We start from the raw sequence: 18,754 nt of genomic DNA on the forward strand, positions 1-18,754 counted from the left end.
CTGAGGCTCCTGAGACACGGGCGCGTCACGGGCCGGGGCCTCGCTCAGAAGGAGGTGCCGGCCCGCTGCTCGTCCGCCTCGGCCTCGGCGATCCGCCCCAGGGCGCGCAGGGCGACGGCCCGGTTGGCGTACAGGTCGGGCTGGGGCTGGAGCTCAAGGGCACGGGTGAGGTCCTCGACCGCGCCCTCGGGGTCGCCGCTCTCGAACCGCAGCACCCCCCGGTTCCCCCACGCCGCCGCCAGCCGGGGCGCGGCCGTCACGGCCCGGTCCAGCGCCGTCCTGGCCTCGGCGAACCGGCCGGCCGCGGTCTCCACCTGCCCCAGCACCGTCAGCAGGTGCGGGTTGCCGGGCGCCAGGGCGAGCCCGGCGGCGGCGTCGGCCGCGGCCTCCTCGTCGCGCCCGAAGGCGGCCAGCAGCCCGGCGCGGTTGATGTAGGCGTCCAGGTAGCCGGGGTCGAGTTCGAGCACCCGGGCGAGGTCGTCGAGCCCGCCCTCGGTGTCGCCGCGCGTCACGCGCAGCTCGGCCCGGTTGTAGTGGGCCTCGGGCAGCGGCGGGCCGGCGCGCATGGCCCGCTCGTAGTCGGCCAGCGCCTCGTCGTACTGGCCCAGCTTGAACAGCAGGTTGCCGCGCTCCAGGTAGGTGTCGGGGAAGGCGGGGTCGAGGGCGACCGCGGCGGCGTAGTCGTCCAGCGCCTCCTTGTGCCGGCCGAGCGCGGCCAGGAGCTGGGCCCGGTTGGCCAGCAGCACCATGCGGTGCAGCGGGTGCCGCTCCCCCAGCTCGCGCGCCAGCTCGATGGCCGACTCCACCAGCGCCAGCGCGGCGTCGAGGCGCCCGTGCCGCAGCTCGACGAGGGCCAGCCCGTTGCGGTCGAAGCCCAGCTTGAAGGCACGCTCGGCGGGGTCGGGCAGGAGGGTGGAGATGGCGATCGCCAGGTTGGCCCAGCGCCGGGCCCGGCCGAGGTCGCGCTGCGCCGGGTCGGGGTGGCGGGCGTCGAGCATCGCGGTGCCGTACGCGGCGGCGGCGTGCATCTTGGGGTCCTGGGCGACCTCGCGCACCCGGTCCCAGAGCGTCCGCGCCTCGGCCAGGCGGCCGAGGCCGCCGAGCGCGGTGGCGGTGCGCTGCGCGAAGCGCCACCACGCGGCCCCGCCCGGCTCGGTCGCGGCCAGGCCGCGCTCCCCCAGCTCGACGACGGCGTGCAGGAAGCCCTCGCGCATGGAGCGGTCCACGAGCGCCCACAGCTCGGCCGCGTCACGCGCGTCGGGGGCGGGGTCGGGGCCGCCGCTGTAGAGCAGGAGCGTGAGCCTGGCGGGCGGGATGCGCCGCACCATGACGTCGAGCAGTTCGAGGTCCGTCGGATCGGCCTCGGCGAGGTTGCAGACGGCCAGCGCCCGGCCGGGCGGCACCGTCTCGCGGACGAACTCGGCCAGGCCGTTGGCCAGCCGCAACGTGCGCTTGGGCGCGGGCACGAGGATGCGCTCGTCGTCGGGCAGCCGGGTGTCGATCGTGACCCGCCGGGGCGGCACCAGCTCGGCCAGCTCGGGTGCCGCCACGCGGATCTCGATGTCGTGGGCCGTCACCAGGCTGGTCCCGCTTCTCAGGGCCTGGGGGACCAGCCGGCGCAGCAGAGCGGCCGCGACGGTGTAAGGGCCGCGGGGCCGTCGATGCGCGTCGATCAGCGGCATCAGCAGTCGCGCGGCCCCCCATTGGGCAGGTGGTTCGCCCTCGACTCTGAGGTGGGACCTGTCCTCAGTCACCCCTTGTGAATGACGCTGGAGGTCCCGGCCAGTCTCGCGGTTCCTGGCTTGCGGACGACGATGCGTTTCATGACGTACCTCTCCACTCAGGGTTGAGCCCTCTATTATTAGGGCACCCCTACGAATATCAAGGCTTGCAGTGAATAAGCGGGATGGCCGAGGATAAGAAGCAGTTGCCTTTTGATTGGGTTTTCTAACCTATTTGGTGTGAAACCAGTGGGGCAATCCCGCGATGTGCTCCTGTTCGGATTCTCCCATCAACTCGCACAGGCAGCGGCCCAGCCGAGCGACCGATTCACAACAGTCTGGACCAGCCGGCTTCCTGGTGCGGAGGATGGTGGTGGCGCGTTCGATGAGCCGTTCGAGGCTGGGCTCGCCGCCGCCTTTCAATGAGCGGGTGTGCCAGGGGCAGGAGGCGGCGTTCGCGCAGGCGCTCTTGGCGATGTACGGCACCTGCTCGCCGTACAATCGCAGCGGATCCTCACGGCTGATCCTCCGGTTGGCCAGCGCTCTCGCGGCCGTCCTGGACAGGTCGAGAAGTTCGCGGCGCCCGCGCCTGCGGTCTTTTCCCACCACGGCGGCCCGTGCCGGGAGGGCGAGCAGCATCGCGCCCGCCATGAGGCCGCCGCCCACCACCATGCTCCAGCCCACCTGCTCGTGGAACCAGATCACCGCGATGAGGGCGACCCAGACGGGCTGCGACGACATGAGGACGGCACTCGGTACGGCGGGCACGTGTGCCTGCCCGTACGAGCGGGCCAGGAACCCCAGCGCGCACGACACCACCGCCAGGTGCGCCAGCAGCAGCCAGTCGGACGCGCCGGCCGGCAGCGTGATGCCGTCCCGCGCGCCGACGGCTCCCGTGGTCAGCCCGATGGTGGCGAGCTGGATCAGGGTCAGCGCGTACGGGCGGAAGGCCCGCCGGCCGGACAGGTGCCCGAGCAGGAGCGTGTGGCCCGAGTAGAGCACGGCCGCGGCGAGGGTGGCCGCGAGCGCGAGGAGCGAGATCTGGTGCTCCCCGACCCCGCGCATCAGCGTGAACGCGGTCATCCCGCACAGGGCGAGCACGACCCCGTACCAGACGCGGCGCGGCACCCGGGTCCTGTGGACCACGAGCGCCAGCAAGGGAGTGATCACCACGCCGCAGCCGACCGCGAACCCGGACACCGCCGACGGCAGCCCGTGCAGCGCCACGGCCTGCGCGGTCTGCCCGATGCCGAACATCACCCCGAGCACGGCCCCGTTGGTCCACGTCTCACGCGGCAGCCCCCGAAGGCAGCGCGGCCGGATCAGCAGGAGGGTCAGCGCGGCGAGCAGATAGCGCTCCGCGAGGAGATCCTCGACCGGTAACCGGTGAATGAGATCCTTCATCAGCGGGAACGCCGACCCCCATGCGGCGCTGACGAACAACAGAAGCACGGCTCCCATGAGGGGTCGGGGAGCGGGCACGACTGCCATGCCAGAAAGCATCTCACTACTATTCGCAGCCACAGGTGTACAGCCAGCAGCCGGTGAGGTTCCTCTACCACTTGGAGTTAAGACCCTCACCCGCGGGTTCGTACATCCATACCGTGCGGGCCAGGGAACGGCGATTTCCTCCGGATCCCTTATCGGGAATGGGGGTGTCCATGAGCGGTGACACCGGGATCGGTGAGGCCCGGCGGAGCGGTCACGCCGGGAGGTCCGGGAGAGGTCACCGGAGCGTCGTGGGAGGGGCGGGCCCCAGGAGGGGGATCGATGGGGCCGCGAAGAGGAACGGTGCCGGGGCTACCGTTCGAGAGGCGTGGGCGGGACCAGACGTTTCTCGCCGTAGATGACGGTCAGGTCACCCACGCGCTGCCTGGACAGCTCACGCCATCCTTGGCGCTCGTACAACGCGAGCGCCGCTTCCTGGTTGAGCGTGGTGTCTCCTCTGACTCTGTGGAACCCGAGCTCCATCGCCCGCCGTTCGAGCGCGTGCAGCATGGCCGCACCGAAGCCACGCCGCTGGAACTCGGGATGGACGCGTAACCGGCAGACCTCGGCCGTGCCGGTGTCCACGGGTCTCAGCCCGCCCATCGCGACAACTCGCCCGTCGCTCTCCCCGACGAGGAAGTCACCGCCGCACGCCAGGTAGATCTCCTGGATGCGCGGGAAGTCGTCGTCGTAGTAGACGCCGTCACCGGGGAACAGGCCCACCTCGGCAAGGCAGATCTGATGGAGCGCGAGGATGGTGTCGAGATCGGACCAGCGATAACGCCGTATCGTCAGCTTCACGCACCGCCCCCTTTCACCTGGGACTTGGGCCGCCGCCGCAGCGCGGCCCGGTAACCTTCGAGCCCGGGAGCGTTGGGCTCGCGGGCCACGATCGCCTGCTCCAGCGCCTGAGCCGGACGCACGATGAAGTCCGTCAGGTACTCATTACCCACCAGTTGCAGCGCCTTGGTGCCGATGGCCAGCGCCTCGGCGATGTCGCCGTCGAGGAGGCGGCACTGCGCCTGGTCCAGGCGGATCAGCGTCTGGTCCAGGATGTGGTCTTCGTACGCGCTGAGCGCCTGGTCGAGCACGACTTCGGCCTCCAGGGTCTGCCCGAGCTTGGTGAGCACGTCGCCCTGGTAGAAGTAGAGCTGCTTCTCGGTGTAGCCGAAGGCGAGGTCCTCTTTGTCCTCGTCCTGCATGTGCGAGAAGGCGTTCCTGGCCCGGGCCAGCGCGCGCTTGGCCTGGTCGACCACTTCCTTCTTGCTGTCGGCCCCCGACATCATGGCCAGTGCCCTGGCCTCGACGACCGGCGCCATGGCCTGGGCCGGGCACGGCGTGGAGCCGGCCAGGTCGCGGCTCTTCTTGGCGAGGTGGAGAGCCTCGCGGGCGTCGCCGAAGTAGAGCGGGACGAGGGACTCGCGGGCGCAGATCCAGGCCCGCAAAGCACGGTCGCCGGTCTCGTCGGCCGCCGTGCGCCCGGTGCGGAAGAACGCCCGCGCCAGCCGGTGGTCGCCGAGGTTGATGAGGATCATGCCGCTCAGCCCGGCGAGCTGGGCGGCCATCCGGCACAGGCGCTCCTGGAGGTCGGTGGGCTGCCGGCGGGCCATCGCCGTGCGTACCGCGCTCAGCTCCAGCAGCACGTCGCACAGCAGCCGCAGCGGGGCGGTGGTGGTGTACTGGCGGCCGAAGCTGACCGTCGTCTCCTCCCACTGGTCGAGCATCTGGGCGGAGACGGTGGCCGACACGAGCGTCTCGTCCATCCGGCGCCTGATGCCCTCGCACGCGCCGAGCACCGGGCCGTCGAGTTGCTCCGAGAGGTTCGTGTCGGTGTTGAGGAGGTTTAATAGGGTGCGCCGGAGGATGTTCTCGTCCTCCTCGGCCTCCGGCTCCGTCACCATCGGATGCATCCGCAGCTCCCGCTCCAGCGACATCGACGAACGCCGTTCGAGGTCGCTGACCAGTACGCCGGGCATCCGGTGACCGTGGCCGCAGATGCACGGCGCCTCGAACCCCAGCGCCACCGGCTCGACCCGGTAGACGGTGCACAGGTAGTGCAGGTATTCGGGGCCGGGGCGCTTGAGCCCGCTCTCGTAGGCGGACAGCAGCGTCTCGCCGATGCCGGGCTGGGGTTTCTGATCTCGATCGAACAGCGCCCTGACCTGCTCGATCACATCGGCCAGCGCGATGCCGTGCGCCAGGCGATGGGCTTTGATCCGGCTCGTGCTGAACTGCGGCGCGCACGCCTCGTGGATCTCATCAGCGATCTGGGCCGAGGTGCGCCCGGCGGCCAGGCCCTTGGCCCGGATCCGTCGCGCGATCTCCGTCTCCCTGTGCTGCCTGCCGGACATCCCGGCCCCTCTCACGAAAGTCTCGACCGGTCCGCAACTGATGACAGATAGTAGTCGCCAAGTCGCTGTGCGCCTACCCATGACTATGAAGCAATGCGCGCGGGATGGAAACGCTCCGCACGAAGCCTACGGTTAAGGATCGTCCTCCCAGGGGCTGGTTCTTACAACCCATGAGGAAGAAGCAACTCCCTGTAGCCGGATCCGGCTCGTTGCGCCCGCCGCCGTCTTGAGACATGTTTGGCCCACCAGCAGCGATTCGAGGGAGGACGAACGGTGGGGGACGACGACTACGAGCGACTTGAGCGTCTCGTGAAGGAGCTCGGCGCTCGCGGGCTGCTCGCGCGAGTGGTCCAGAACCAGAGCGGCCGGAAGTTCGTACGGGTGATCAACCCGAACGCCACGAGCCTGTCCGAGAACGTCACCTGCCGGCCGACAGCCGTATCCGATATGCCGGACTGGTGGTACTGCTGGTCCTGGGGCGAGCGGATGCACACGGCCGACGACCCGGCTGGTGCGGCGACGAAGGTCGCCCGCGTGCTCGCCGCCGTGGAAGAGTGACCACGCGGTGGACCGGGTGGAGCGCAGCCACCACGGCTCACCGCACCCACGGCGGCTCCACGGAGCCGGCGGGGTGACCGGTGCGGAGGGTTTTCCGCGCGACGGAGCCCTGGTCACCCCGCCGGCTCCGCCTTTCGCAGGCGTGATCTCGCCCGCGCGGCTCGCACCCGCGCGCGCGACCAAGCCACCCGCCCGGTACGCCGTGCGGGTGTTCGGGGGATCCCCCCGGAACCGGCGCGGGACACGCTTCCGGGTGCGTGTCCCGCTCCGAGCCGTCCGTCATCGGAGCGTGGGCTCTCTCCCTCCGCGGCCCGGAGAGCCCGCGACCCCGTCTTCCCCGGCGTGATGTGACGGCGGGCGGTTCGGTCGGCGGTATTTTGGTTCCGAGCTAGATCAAAAGGGTCCAAAGCCGACCGAACCGTTTCCGAGGGGGATTCACCTAGTGCTACTGCTTGGGCCGCCATCACCACAGCCCGAGTCGACATCGACCGGTTTGCCGGATCTGGACCAGCTCACGAACGGGGTGAGCACGGTTTGCCAGAAGGACACGGTGCTCTGCTCTACGCTTGCGGGCGTGTTCGACAACGCGCCCTGGGCAGGGCTGGTGGCCACCGCCATCACGGTGGTGCTGATCCTGGTGATCGCGTTCGTGCTGCGCAACTTCGCGCACCGGGTGATCACCCGGGTGGTCAACCGGGCGGCCGCGGGCGGGTCGATCACCAGCAGGTTCCGCAAGGGCGCGCCTCCCGACGGCATCGACGTCCTGCTCCACGAGCGGCGCAAGCAGCGGGCCGAGACCATGGGCTCGGTGCTCAAGTACATCGCCTCGATCGTGATCCTGGGCACCGCGGTGCTGACCGTGCTCGACCGGCTGACCATCCCCATCGCCCCCGTGCTGACCAGCGTCGGCATCCTGGGCGTGGCCATCGGCTTCGGCGCCCAGGAGCTGGTCAAGGACTTCATCGCGGGCATGTTCATGCTGCTGGAGGACCAGTACGGCGTCGGTGACGTGATCGACGCGGGCGCCGCCTCCGGCACGGTCGAGGCGGTGACGCTGCGGGTGACCCGGCTGCGCGACACCGACGGCCGCGTCTGGTACGTCCGCAACGGCACCATCACCCGGGTCGGCAACGAGTCGCAGGGCTGGTCGCGCGCCTACGTGGACGTCCCGGTGGCGTACGACGCCGACGTGGTCAGCGTCAAGGTCCTGCTGGAGCACATGGCCGAGGAGATGTGGGCCGACCCCGAGCTGCGCGAGAGCAAGATCGTGGAGCAGCCCCAGGTGTACGGCGTGGAGCAGCTCTCCAACAGCGCGCTGGTGTTCCGCGTCGCGGTCAAGACCCTGCCCTCCGCGCAGGCCGAGGTGGCGAGGGAGCTGCGGCTGCGGGTCAAGACCGCCATGGACGCCGCGGACATTCCCATGGTCGCCATTGCTTAAGCTAATGCTGTGACTGAGACCTCCTTCTACGATGCCGTCGGCGGCGAGGAGACCTTCCGGCGCCTCGTCCATCGCTTCTACGAGGGGGTCGCCGAAGACCCGGTCCTGCGGCCGCTCTACCCCGAGTCCGACCTGACGGGCGCGGAGGAGCGGCTGCGCGGCTTCCTCATCCAATACTGGGGCGGCCCCAAGACCTACAGCGAGCAGCGCGGCCACCCCCGGCTGCGGATGCGCCACATGCCGTTCGTGATCGGCGAGCCGGAGCGCGACGCCTGGCTGCGGCACATGCGCGACGCGGTCGACTCCCTCGACCTGCCGGAGGAGCAGGAGACCAGGCTGTGGGACTATCTGGTCTACGCCGCCCACAGCTTGGTGAACTCCCCTGCCTGACGGGGCATGAGAGCCCACATGGACATCCCCTGGTGGCGTGACGCCGTCGTTTACGAGATCTATGTACGCAGCTTCGCCGACGCCTCGGGCGACGGCGTCGGCGACCTCAACGGGGTGCGGCAGCACCTGCCCTACCTGCGCGCGCTGGGCGTGGACGCCGTCTGGCTGACGCCGTTCTACCCCTCGCCGATGGCCGACGGGGGCTACGACGTGGCCGACTACCGCGGCGTCGATCCGCTGTTCGGCTCGCTGGCCGACTTCGACGCGCTGGTCGCCGAGGCGCACGAGCTGGGGCTGCGGGTGATCGTGGACATCGTGCCCAACCACAGCTCCGACCGGCATCCCTGGTTCCAGGAGGCGTTGCGGGGCGAGGGCCGTGACCGTTACGTCTTCCGCGACACGACCAACAACTGGCAGTCCACCTTCGGCGGCCCGGCCTGGACCCAGGTGCCGGACGGCCAGTACTACCTGCACCTGTTCGCCCCCGGGCAGCCCGACTTCAACTGGCGCAACCCGGAGGTCCACGAGGAGTTCCTCGACATCCTGCGGTTCTGGCTGGACCGCGGGGTCGACGGGTTCCGCATCGACGTGGCGATGGGCCTCTACAAGGCGGAGGGCCTGCCCGACGTCGGCGACCAGTCGTTCAAGGCGGCCTCGCCCATCTGGGGGCAGCCCGAGGTGCACGGCGTCTACCGCGCCTGGCGCCGGGTGCTCGACGGCTACCCGGGCGAGCGCATGGCGGTCGGCGAGGTGTGGACCGACAGCCCCGAGGACCTCGCGCGCTACGTGCGGCCCGACGAGCTGCACCAGAGCTTCAACTTCGCCTGGCTGCAGGCGCCCTGGTCGGCCACCGCGTTCAGGAAGGTGATCGACGACACGCTCGGCACCGTGCCGTTCGCGACGTGGGTGCTGTCCAACCACGACGTGGTACGCCACCGCACGCGCTACGAGACGGCCGACCCCGGCACCGGGGCGGCGCGGGCCAGGGCGGCGCTGCTGGCGATGCTGGCCCTGCCCGGCTCGGCCTACCTCTACCAGGGCGAGGAGCTGGGGCTGCCGGAGGTCACCGACCTGCCGGCCGAGGCCCGGCAGGACCCGGTGTTCTTCCAGTCGAAGGGGGAGCTGCCGGGGCGCGACGGCTGCCGGGTGCCGATCCCGTGGACGGTGGACACCCCCTCGTACGGCTTCTCGCCGGACGCCGTGGAGCCGTGGCTGCCGCAGCCGCCGGTGTTCGCCGAGCTGAGCGTGGCCAAGCAGGAGGGCGACGCCGACTCGACGCTGGAGTTCTACCGACGGGCCCTGGCCACCCGCCGCGATCTGGTCAGGGAGATTCCCTACACCCTGGAGTGGCTGGACTCCCCCGAGGGTGCGCTTTTCTTCTCCCGGGGCCCGCTGGTCTGCGCCCTCAACTGCGGCCCGCGCCCGGTGCGCCTGCCGGCGCACGAGGCGGTGATCCTGGCGAGCGGCCCGGTCAAGGGCGGCCTGCTGCCGCCCGACACGGCCGTGTGGCTGCGCCGCGCGTCCTAACCGCCCGCACGGCCCGCGCCGCACGTCCTGGCCGCCCACGCCGCGTGTCATGACCGCTGCCCGTGCTCCCCTCGCCAGGGCACGACCGGCACCGACAGGATCGCGCAGGCCAGCCCCGCGGCGAAGCCCGCCCAGAAGCCGGCGCGCTCCATGAGCACGCCGGCCAGCGGCGTGGCGGCCAGCGAGACGGTGTTCTGCAGGGTGTTGTGGGTGCCCAGCACCCGGCCCGCCCACGCGGGCCCGGCCAGCTCGCCCGCCGCGAGGTAGGCGAGCCCGTTGCCGGCCACGGTCATCACGGCGGCCAGGGCCAGCATGGCGGGGCCGAGCCAGGTCCTCGTGAGCGTGCCGGCGACCAGCAGGGCCAGCACGGCGAGGTTGGCGAAGGTGATCAGCAGCAGGGGCCGCATGCGCAGCCCGGACCGGTCCGACCAGCGGCCGGCCGCGATGCGCACCGCGGCTCCGCCGATCGCGGCCGCGCCGAACAGCCGGCCGGCCGCGACGGCGTCCCAGCGGTAGAGCTCGACCAGGCAGGTCACGCCGTACGTGCTGACCACGATCTGGGGCACCACGTGCAGCGCGCTGGTGGCGTGCACCCGCCACAGCGCGCGCTGCCGGTACGGCGAGCCGCCGCCCGCCGCGCCGCCGCTCCCGGCCGGCTCGTGCGGCGGCTCGGCCAGGAACAGGGCGGCCAGCACGGCGGCCAGCAGGCTCGCGCCCGCGCAGACCAGGAGCACGCCGGGCAGCCCGCACGCCCCCGCGACCGGCGGCAGCACGAACGCGCCCACCGCCATGCCCAGCGTGAAGGAGACCTGCCGCAGGCCCATGGCGACGCCCCGCTCGGGCGGCCGGAACCAGCGCAGCACGATCCGGCCGCCGCCGACCATCGCGGCCGAGCCCGCCGCGCCGGCCAGCGCGAGCAGCGCGACCACCGCCCACGCCCGCTCGACGAGGGCGACGGCGGCGAACAGCACCGCCGCCAGGCCCACGCCGGCGCCCAGGATCAGCCGCTCGCCGTGCCGGTCGGCCAGCGCGCCCCAGGCGACGAGCGCGGCCAGGATGCCGAAGGCCGGGGCGTTGGCGATGACCCCGGCGACCGGCAGCGACACCCCGAAGTGCCGCTGGATCTCCGGCATGACCAGGGGGAGGCCGAACAGGCCCAGGGTGACGCTCGCGTGGGCGTTGACCCCTAACGCGAGCATCCACCAGCGTCTCATCCGGGTCTCATCCGGAGAAACGCTTGAGGTAGGTCAGCTCCTCCTCGGTGAGCCGGCGCGGGGCGGCCCGCTGGACGTCGTAGGCGGCGATGACCGAGGCGGCGGTGACGTAGAGCTGGTCGTCGTCGCGGATCTCGTAGCGCAGCCGGAAGCGTACCGGCCTGATCTCCTCCACCCAGGTCTCCACGCGCACCGGATCGGGACGGAAGCCGAGCGGGCGGCGGTAGTCGATCTCGTGCCGGGTGACCACGAGGCCGCCGAACGGCTGCTCCCCCGCGTTGTGCAGGTCGATGGCGAACATGCCGAAGCGGGCGTCCTCCAGGTAGTCGAGGAAGCGCACGTTGTTGACGTGGCCCTGGGAGTCGATGTCGGCGAACCGCACGGCTCGCAGGTAGACGTGCCGCCGGGGACTGCTGTGCTCAACCACGCCGAACACGCTACCGGTCCCGGTCAGGACGTCCTGCGCCGGGCCAGGCAGGCCAGCACGGTCAGCACCGAGATCGCGGCCATCGTGCCGAGCGCCCACTGGTAGCCGGTGACCAGCCGCTCGACGGCGCCGCCGGAGAGCCGGGCCAGCGTGCCGGCGAAGACCTGCTGGTGCAGGGCGGCGGGCAGCGGGGCGGTGATGATCGACAGGACCAGGCCGGTGCCGACGACGTTGCCGGTGTTCTGGAGCATGAGGCGCATGGCGTTGACGATGCCCAGCCGGTTGGAGGGCAGGCCATCGAGGATGGCGGTGGTGTTGGAGGGCAGGAACACGCCCGAGCCGAGCCCGATGAGCACCAGCCCCAGCGCGACGGCCGGGTACGGCGCGTCGGCCGACATCACGGCGAACATGGCCACCAGCCCGCACGTGGTGGTGGCGGCCCCGGCCACGGCCAGCGTGCGCGCGGTGAGCAGGCGTTGCAGGAACCCGGAGACCACGGAGGCGGTCATCGCGGCCACCGCCAGCGGTAACACCTTGAGCCCGGCCTGCACCGGGTCCTCGCCGCGCACGGCCTGGAAGTAGAGCGCGACCATGAACACCATGCCCATGCGGGCGACAGCGTTGAGGAACGAGGCGAGCGTCCCGAAGGCGAAGGCCCGCTCGCGGAACAGCTCCAGGTCCACCACCGGGTGCGCGGCCCGCCGCTCCCTGGCCAGGAACAGCGGCAGCCCGGCCGCGAACGCCACCAGCCCCGCCACCACGACCGGGTGCCCCCAGCCGAGCCGGGTGAACTCCGACAGCGCCAGCAGCAGCCCGCCCAGCGTGACCAGCACGAGCAGGCTGCCGGGCAGGTCGAGGCCGCGTTCCCGGTCGCCGGGGGCCGGGCCGCGCAGCACGAGCGCACCCCAGACCAGGCAGGCCACGCCGAGCGGCACGTTGAACCAGAACACCCAGCGCCAGCCCAGGCTCTCGGCCAGGAACCCGCCCAGCGTCGGCCCGACCAGCCCGGCGATCGAGAACGAGGCCACGTAGACGCCCATGCCCTCGCCCAGCCGCTCGCGCGGGAAGGCGTCGGTGACCAGGGCGGCGCTGTTGGTGAGCAACATCGCGGCGCCGGCGGCCTGCACCACGCGCAGCGCGACGATCGCCCACGCGCCGGGCGCGAACCCGGCCAGGAGGGCGGCGGCGGTGTAGGTGCCCAGCCCCAGGAGGTACATGCGGCGCCGCCCGAACAGGTCGGCCAGCCGGCCGAACACCACCATGAGGACGGTCGTGGTCAACTGGAAGCCCAGGAGGATCCAGCCCGCGGCCGTGGCGTCCGCCCCGGTGTGCCTGGCGATCTCGGGCAGCGCGACGTTGATGGCGCTGCCGCCGAGGCCGGTCAGCACGCTGGCGAGGCTCACGACCGACAACGTTCGCCAGGCCTGCCTCATGGAGGTGGTGGTCGTGAGCGTCAAGAGACCCTATCCTTTCTAGATTTTAATACTAGAATCCAATTCACATCGTCAGCCGGTCAAGGATCGAGGTGTCGGATGAGCGGGATAGTCGAGGGCCGCGTGGTCATCGTCACGGGCGGGGCCCGGGGCATCGGGCGCGGGCACGCGCTGGAGTTCGCCAGGCAGGGCGCGAAGGTGGTGGTCAACGACCTGGGCGCGGAGGTGGACGGCACCGGCTCGTCCGGAGCCGCGGCCGAGGTGGCGGCCGAGATCGAGGCCCTGGGCGGCCAGGCCCTCGTCAACGGCGAGGACGTCTCCGACTTCGAGGGCGCCGAGCGGCTGGTACGCGCCGCCGTCGACCACTTCGGCGACCTGCACGTGCTGGTCAACAACGCGGGCATCCTGCGCGACCGGATGCTCGTCAACATGACGGCCGAGGAATGGGACGCCGTCATCAGGGTCCACCTGCGCGGGACGTTCGCACCGCTGCGCCATGCCGCCGCCTACTGGCGGGCCAAGGCCAAGGCGGGCGAGGCGGTGGACGCCCGGATCATCAACACGACGTCGTCCTCCGGCATCTACGGCAACCCCGGACAGGGTAACTACGGCGCCGCAAAGGCGGGCATAGCGGGCCTCACCATCATCGCGGCCAGGGAGCTGGAGCGTTACGGCATCACCGTCAACGCCATCGCCCCCGCCGCCCTGACCCGCATGACCGAGAGCCTCATCCCGGCCGGCGTCAAGGGCGCCGACCCCGACGACATCGCGCCGCTGGTGGTCTGGCTGGCCAGCGCCGAGGCGCGCGGCATCACCGGCCGGGTCTTCAACGTGCGCGGCGGCGCGATCAGCGTGGCCGAGGGCTGGCACGCGGGCCCCGGCGTGGACAAGGGCTCCCGGTGGGACCCGGCCGAGCTGGGCGCGGTGATCCCCGCCCTGGTCGAGAAGGCCGCGCCCAACGCGCTCACCAACGGCCGCATCCCCGGGCGGGAGGACTGACATGCCGCTCGACCACGGCGTCATAGGCCAGGAAGGGCCGGCGTACGAGCGCACCTGGACCGCCAAGGACACCATGCTGTACGCGCTCGGGGTCGGCGCGGGCACCTCGGAGCTGGAGTTCACCACCGAGAAGGGGCAGCGGGTGCTGCCGACGTTCGCGGTGCTGGCGGCTCAGGCGCCGGGGCGGCGGCTCGGCGACTTCGACCGGGCCATGCTGGTCCACGCCGAGCAGGCGTTCGAGCTGTTCCGCGAGCTGCCGCCGGCCGGCGGGGTGCGCACCTCCAGCACGGTCACCGGCATCTACGACAAGGGGTCGGGCGCGCTGGTGACCACCGAGGCCCGCGCGGTGGACCTGGAGACCGGCGAGCCCGTCGTGGTCAGCCGCAGCGCGGTGTTCATCAGGGGCGAGGGCGGCTTCGGCGGCGAGCGCGGGCCGCGCGACGACTGGACGCCGCCCGGCCGGGCCCCCGACCACAAGATCACCTATGCGACGCGGCCCGAGCAGGCGCTGGTCTACCGGCTGTCCGGCGACTACAACCCGCTGCACAGCGATCCGGAGTTCGCCGCGCGGGCCGGCTTCGACCGGCCGATCCTGCACGGGCTGTGCACGTACGGGGTCACCGGCCGGGCGTTGCTGCACGCGGTCGCCGGCTCGGACCCGGCCCGCTTCAGGGCGATGTCGGGCCGCTTCACCAGCCCGGTCTTCCCGGGCGAGGCGCTGACGGTGTCGATCTGGGCGGACGGCCCCGACGTGCTCTTCAGGACGGCGAAGGACGACGGCACGGTGGTCATCGACCGGGGCCGGGCCACCGTGGCGCCGGCCTGAGCGGGGCTCAGCTCTCGTCGAGGACCTTCAGCGGATCGAGGCGGCGGATCAGCGTCATCGCCGCCTCGATGACCTCCTGGGCCTCCTCCTCGGTGTCGGAGGTGGCCACCTCGCGCGCGGCCTCGCCGATGATGCTGGTCAGCACGGCCACGGTGAACCGGTCGAGCGGGTCGCCCCCGGCGCCGAGCAGCACGGCGTTCTGCCGCACCCACTCGCGGCCCCGGGTGCGGCGGATCAGCTCGAAGCCGGGCGGCCCGTCGCCGTCGATGAACAGGCGGACCAGGTCGCGCCGCTCCCAGGCGCCGGCGAGGTAGGCCCGCGCCCCGGCGATCAGCAGCTCGACGGGGTCGCCGACGCCCTCCTTCTTGGCCTTGGACACGCTGGCGGCCGCCGCCTGCTCGTGCGCCGCCTGGTGGTCTTCGTACAGGGCGAGGAACAGCTCGGTCTTGCCGCCGAAGTGGTGGTAGAGGCTGCCCACGCTGGAGCCGGCGCGGGCCACCACCTCCGAGACGTTGGCCTCGGCGAAGCCGTGCTCGCTGAAGACCTCGCGAGCCGCCTGCAGCATGCTCCTGCGGGTCTGCGCGGTGCGGCTCCACTCCCACGAGGACTTACGTGCCATGCGTGCCATCGTAGCGCCCCCAAATTCTAGAATCTGATTCTTGACAGCGGCGGCCGGGGACTGGAATGTATTCCTAGAGAAAGATTCTAGAAATTTCTGCAGGCAGGAGGCGGCCGTGGACTTCTCGCTCAGCCCCGAGGAACGGCAGATCCGCGACACCGTACGGTCCTTCATCGAGAAAGAGGTCATGCCGCTGGAGCCCGAGGTGCTGCGCAACGAGCGCGAGGGCCGCCCGGGGCTCGACCGCGACGTCCAGCGCGACCTGCGGGCCAAGGCCAGGAAGTCCGGTTTCTGGGGCATCAACACGCCCGAGGAGTACGGCGGCGCCGCCCTCGGCCCCGTCATGTCGGCCATCATCGCCATGGAGCTGGGCCGCACCTTCGTGCCGTTCACCTTCGGCGGCAGCGCCGACAACATCCTCTACGCCGGCACCGAGGAGCAGAAGCGCCGCTACCTCATCCCCACCATCGAGGGCGAGCGCCGCTCCTGCTTCGCGATCACCGAGCCCGGTGCCGGCTCCGACGCCCGCAACATCCGCACCAAGGCCGTCCGCGACGGCGGCGAGTGGATCATCAACGGCGAGAAGACCTTCATCACCAACGGCAGCGAGGCCGACTTCGTCATGGTGTTCGCCGTGGCCGAGGGGCACGGCGTGACCTGCTTCCTGGCCGACCGGGACATGGGCTGGAGGTCCGAGCCCATCCCGACCATGGGCGAGTGGGGGCCGGCGTCGCTGGTGTTCCAGGACGTACGGGTGCCGGAGGAGAACATCCTCGGCGAGCTGGGCAAGGGCTTCGAGCTGGCCATGCAGTGGATCGGCCAGGGCCGCTACATGATCCCCGCCCGCGCGATCGGCTCGGCCGAGCGCATGCTCCAGATGGCCGTCGACTACTCCAAGATCCGCAAGTCGATGGGCCAGACGATCTCCGAGTACCAGGCCATCCAGTGGATGATCGCCGACTCCCAGGTGGAGATCGAGGCCGCCAAGTGGCTGACGCTCTACGCGGCCTGGCGGGTGCAGGAGGGCATGGACGCCCGGCACGCCTCCTCCATCGCCAAGCTCAACGGCGCCGTCATGGCCAACCAGGTCGTGGACCGGGTGCTCCAGATCCACGGGGGTATGGGGTACACGAAGGAGCTGCCGATCGAGCGGTGGTACCGGGAGCTGCGGCTGCTGCGCATCTTCGAGGGCACCGACGAGATCCAGCGGCGTACCATCGCCCGCAACCTGATCAAGGGGCACGCGCGGCTCGGTCTCATCGGGGAGTGATCGTATGTCGGTCGAGGCACTGTCGTCGGTCAAGGCACTGTTCAACCCGCGCTCGATCGCGCTGGTCGGCGCCACGGACAAGTCGGGATGGTCGGTCAGCACCCTGCTCAACCTGCGGACGCACGGCTTCCCCGGGCCCGTCCACCTGGTGAACCCGCGCGGCGGCGTGGTCCACGGCCTGCCCGCCCACCGCAGCCTCACCGAGATCCCGGAGCCGGTGGACCTGGCGTACGTCATGGTCCCGACCGCCGCGGTGCTCGGGGTGCTGCGGGAGGGCGCCGAGCTCGGCATCCGCGCCTACGTCGTGCTGACGGCGGGCTTCGGCGAGTCCGGCGCGGAGGGCGCCCGGATGGAGGCCGAGATCGCCGCCTTCGCCCGCGAGCACGGCCTGACCGTCCTCGGGCCGAACGGCAACGGCTACATCAACGCCGCCGCCGGGGTCACCCCGTACGGGCTGCCCATCCCGGAGCCGCTGCTGCGCGGCGCGGTCGGCGTGGTGCTGCAGAGCGGCGCGCTGGCCAGCTCCGTGCTGGGCTTCGCCCTGGCCCGCAACGTCGGCATCAGCCTGCTGACCTCGATGGGCAACGAGTCGGTCCTCACGGTCACCGACGTGGTCGACTACCTGGTGGACGATCCGGCGACCAGGGTCATCGCGTTGTTCCTGGAGACGATCAGGAACCCGGCGGAGTTCGCCCGGGTGGCGCGGCGGGCCCTGGAGGCCGGCAAGCCCATCGTGGCGCTGAAGATCGGGCGCAGCAAGCTGGCCTCGCGGACCGCCCAGGCGCACACCGGCGCGCTGGTCGGCGACGACGACGTCATCGACGCCGCCCTGCGCCAGCTCGGCGTGATCCGGGTGCGCTCGCTGGAGGACCTGATCATCACGGCGGGGCTGCTGGCCGCCACCGGGCCGCTGCCCGGCCGGCGGATCGGCGTCGTCACGCCCTCCGGCGGCGCGTCGGAGATCATCGCGGACCGGGCCGAGGACGAGGGGCTGGAGCTGCCGGCGTTCGCGCCCGAGACGGTGGCGAGGCTGGCGGAGATCGTGCCCTCGTTCGGCACCGTCCAGAACCCCCTCGACGTCACCGGTTACGTGCTCGTCGACCGGACCCTGCTGGGCCGGGCGCTGGAGGTGGTGACCGCCGATCCCGGCATCGACGTGGTGCTGCTGCTGTCCGAGCCGCCCAAGGTCGCGCCGCCCGATCCGGCGCCGGTCCTCGCCCTGTACGCGGCCAGCGCACGGCGCATCGCCGAGTCGCCGGTGCCCGTCGTCGTGGTGAGCAACGTGCTGACGGACGTGACGGAGTTCGGGCGGCGGGTGCAGCAGGAGACCGGCTACCCGTACGTGGCGGGCGGGATCGAGCACGGGTTGCAGGCCATCGCCGCCGCCGTCCGCTGGTCGCAGACCCGCGACCGGGTCCTGTCCCGGCCGGCCGCCCCCGAGGCCGCGCCCGTGGCCGTCCCTGAGGGGGCGTCCGGGGTGTGGGCCGAGCACCGGGCCGCCGCGCTGCTGGCCTCGGCCGGCCTGCCGGTGGTGCCGTCCGCGCTGGCCCGGTCGGCGGAGGAGGCGGTGGCGGCGGCCGAGGGCTTCGGCTATCCCGTGGTGCTCAAGGTGGCCGCCGAAGGGCTCGGCCACAAGAGCGACGTCGGCGGGGTCCGGCTGGGCGTGCGCGACGCCGGGGAGGTGCGGCGCGTCCACGCGGAGCTGACCGGCGCGGTACCGGAGGCGGACGGCGTGCTCGTGCAGCCGCAACGCGGCGGCGGGGTGGAGCTGCTGGTCGGGATCGTCCGCGATCCGGCCTGGGGGCCCACGCTCGCCGTCGGGCTCGGCGGCGTGTGGGTGGAGGTGCTGCGGGACGCCGCGTTGCGGGTGCTGCCCGTGGACGCCGCCGAGGTGCGCCTGGCCCTGTCGGAGCTGCGGGGGTCGGCGCTGCTGCGCGGGGCCAGGGGCGCCGAGCCCGCCGACCTGGACGCGGTGGCCGAGGTGGTGGCGCGGATCGCGGCGTTCGCGGAGAGCCTGGGCGACCGCCTGGAGTCCCTGGAGATCAACCCGCTGCTGGTCACCGGCTCCCGCGTCGAGGCCCTGGACGCGCTGGTGACCTGGCGCCCCTGACCGGACGCCCCTGGCCTGGCGCCCGTGACCGGACGTTCGTGACCGGACGCTCCTGACCGGGCGCCCCTGACCGGGCGCTCGTGCGGGCGGCGCCGGCCGGGGTCCGCGGATCCCGGCCGGCGCTCCCTGTCCTACTCGACCTCGACGGGCAGCTCGTAGATCTCCGTCGTCGGGTGGCCCGCCTTCTCGTGCACCCGCAGCACCGCCTCCTTCGACGGGCCGGACGACAGGCAGAACACCTTCCCCGAGTCGGGGTCCAGCCAGGCCCGCTCGAAGTGCACGCCCTCGGCGTCCTCGATCGCCAGGTCGCGCTCGTGCGCCTCGCGCAGCTGCTCCTCGGTCGCGCCGACGAAGCCGCTGTGCACGTCCATGAACTTCGGCAT

General features: G+C 71.9%; 17 protein-coding genes. 8 read left to right on the forward strand and 9 right to left on the reverse strand.

The genetic code is table 11. From position 1 onward, the window contains the following. Window positions 1-44: 44 nt before the first annotated feature. The 4 genes from AB0H75_RS48110 to AB0H75_RS48125 all read right to left on the reverse strand — a co-directional run bounded on the left by AB0H75_RS48110 (window position 45) and on the right by AB0H75_RS48125 (window position 5,560). Entirely contained in the window at window positions 45-1,754 is a 1,710-nt protein-coding gene (locus AB0H75_RS48110; protein ID WP_367808408.1) for a tetratricopeptide repeat protein, read from the reverse strand. Window positions 1,755-1,952: 198 nt separating this feature from the next. Beyond that, window positions 1,953-3,212 (reverse strand): DMT family transporter, encoded by a 1,260-nt coding sequence (locus AB0H75_RS48115; protein WP_367808410.1) that lies wholly within the window; start codon window positions 3,210-3,212, stop codon window positions 1,953-1,955. 309 nt (window positions 3,213-3,521) lie between these two features. Further along, the gene (locus tag AB0H75_RS48120) at window positions 3,522-4,010 is read right to left on the reverse strand and encodes a GNAT family N-acetyltransferase (protein WP_367808412.1); all 489 of its coding nucleotides are present in this window, start codon (window positions 4,008-4,010) and stop codon (window positions 3,522-3,524) included. Further along, window positions 4,007-5,560 (reverse strand): XRE family transcriptional regulator, encoded by a 1,554-nt coding sequence (locus AB0H75_RS48125; RefSeq protein ID WP_367808414.1) that lies wholly within the window; start codon window positions 5,558-5,560, stop codon window positions 4,007-4,009. The genes AB0H75_RS48120 and AB0H75_RS48125 overlap by 4 nt, the downstream gene beginning before the upstream one ends. Window positions 5,561-5,833: 273 nt before the next feature. On the opposite strand from AB0H75_RS48125, the gene AB0H75_RS48130 reads away from it, so the two are divergent. From AB0H75_RS48130 to AB0H75_RS48145, 4 genes are all read left to right on the forward strand, one after another. Continuing rightward, window positions 5,834-6,118, forward strand: coding sequence for a hypothetical protein (locus tag AB0H75_RS48130; protein WP_367808416.1), 285 nt, complete (start codon window positions 5,834-5,836; stop codon window positions 6,116-6,118). Between the two features lie 574 nt (window positions 6,119-6,692). Next, window positions 6,693-7,556 (forward strand): mechanosensitive ion channel family protein, encoded by an 864-nt coding sequence (locus AB0H75_RS48135; protein WP_367808418.1) that lies wholly within the window; start codon window positions 6,693-6,695, stop codon window positions 7,554-7,556. A 9-nt stretch (window positions 7,557-7,565) separates the two neighbouring features. Next, window positions 7,566-7,946: a globin gene (locus AB0H75_RS48140; protein WP_367808420.1), complete on the forward strand. Its 381-nt coding sequence runs from the start codon at window positions 7,566-7,568 to the stop codon at window positions 7,944-7,946. Between the two features lie 18 nt (window positions 7,947-7,964). Then, window positions 7,965-9,473, forward strand: a complete 1,509-nt coding sequence (locus tag AB0H75_RS48145) for a glycoside hydrolase family 13 protein (RefSeq protein ID WP_367808422.1) — start codon at window positions 7,965-7,967, stop codon at window positions 9,471-9,473. Between the two features lie 47 nt (window positions 9,474-9,520). On the opposite strand, the gene AB0H75_RS48150 is transcribed toward AB0H75_RS48145, so the two are convergent. The 3 genes from AB0H75_RS48150 to AB0H75_RS48160 are packed head-to-tail and all read right to left on the reverse strand — an operon-like array spanning window position 9,521 to window position 12,571. Then, a complete protein-coding gene (locus tag AB0H75_RS48150) occupies window positions 9,521-10,687 on the reverse strand; it encodes an MFS transporter (RefSeq protein WP_367808424.1) in 1,167 nt (388 codons plus the stop codon). 7 nt (window positions 10,688-10,694) lie between these two features. After that, the gene (locus tag AB0H75_RS48155) at window positions 10,695-11,114 is read right to left on the reverse strand and encodes an acyl-CoA thioesterase (protein ID WP_367808426.1); all 420 of its coding nucleotides are present in this window, start codon (window positions 11,112-11,114) and stop codon (window positions 10,695-10,697) included. 23 nt (window positions 11,115-11,137) lie between these two features. After that, the gene (locus tag AB0H75_RS48160) at window positions 11,138-12,571 is read right to left on the reverse strand and encodes an MFS transporter (protein ID WP_367808428.1); all 1,434 of its coding nucleotides are present in this window, start codon (window positions 12,569-12,571) and stop codon (window positions 11,138-11,140) included. 75 nt (window positions 12,572-12,646) lie between these two features. On the opposite strand from AB0H75_RS48160, the gene AB0H75_RS48165 reads away from it, so the two are divergent. Together AB0H75_RS48165 and AB0H75_RS48170 are read left to right on the forward strand one after the other, a co-directional pair. Continuing rightward, window positions 12,647-13,546, forward strand: coding sequence for an SDR family oxidoreductase (locus AB0H75_RS48165; protein WP_367808430.1), 900 nt, complete (start codon window positions 12,647-12,649; stop codon window positions 13,544-13,546). A 1-nt stretch (window position 13,547) separates the two neighbouring features. Next, window positions 13,548-14,372, forward strand: a complete 825-nt coding sequence (locus AB0H75_RS48170; RefSeq protein ID WP_367808432.1) for a MaoC/PaaZ C-terminal domain-containing protein — start codon at window positions 13,548-13,550, stop codon at window positions 14,370-14,372. 7 nt (window positions 14,373-14,379) lie between these two features. Here AB0H75_RS48170 and AB0H75_RS48175 read toward each other — a convergent pair whose 3' ends face one another. Then, window positions 14,380-14,991, reverse strand: coding sequence for a TetR/AcrR family transcriptional regulator (locus tag AB0H75_RS48175; RefSeq protein WP_367808434.1), 612 nt, complete (start codon window positions 14,989-14,991; stop codon window positions 14,380-14,382). A gap of 115 nt (window positions 14,992-15,106) precedes the next feature. Between AB0H75_RS48175 and AB0H75_RS48180 the strand changes: the two genes are divergently transcribed. Continuing rightward, complete coding sequence (locus AB0H75_RS48180; protein WP_367808436.1) at window positions 15,107-16,261, forward strand: acyl-CoA dehydrogenase family protein; 1,155 nt, start codon at window positions 15,107-15,109, stop codon at window positions 16,259-16,261. A gap of 4 nt (window positions 16,262-16,265) precedes the next feature. After that, window positions 16,266-18,371 carry an acetate--CoA ligase family protein gene (locus AB0H75_RS48185; RefSeq protein WP_367808438.1) on the forward strand — a complete coding sequence of 702 codons (2,106 nt, stop codon included), beginning with the start codon at window positions 16,266-16,268 and terminating at the stop codon, window positions 18,369-18,371. A 131-nt stretch (window positions 18,372-18,502) separates the two neighbouring features. On the opposite strand, the gene AB0H75_RS48190 is transcribed toward AB0H75_RS48185, so the two are convergent. Further along, window positions 18,503-18,754, reverse strand: a complete 252-nt coding sequence (locus AB0H75_RS48190; RefSeq protein ID WP_367808440.1) for an SCO4226 family nickel-binding protein — start codon at window positions 18,752-18,754, stop codon at window positions 18,503-18,505.

This window comes from Nonomuraea sp. NPDC050783 (assembly GCF_040802095.1).
Lineage (GTDB): Bacteria > Actinomycetota > Actinomycetes > Streptosporangiales > Streptosporangiaceae > Nonomuraea.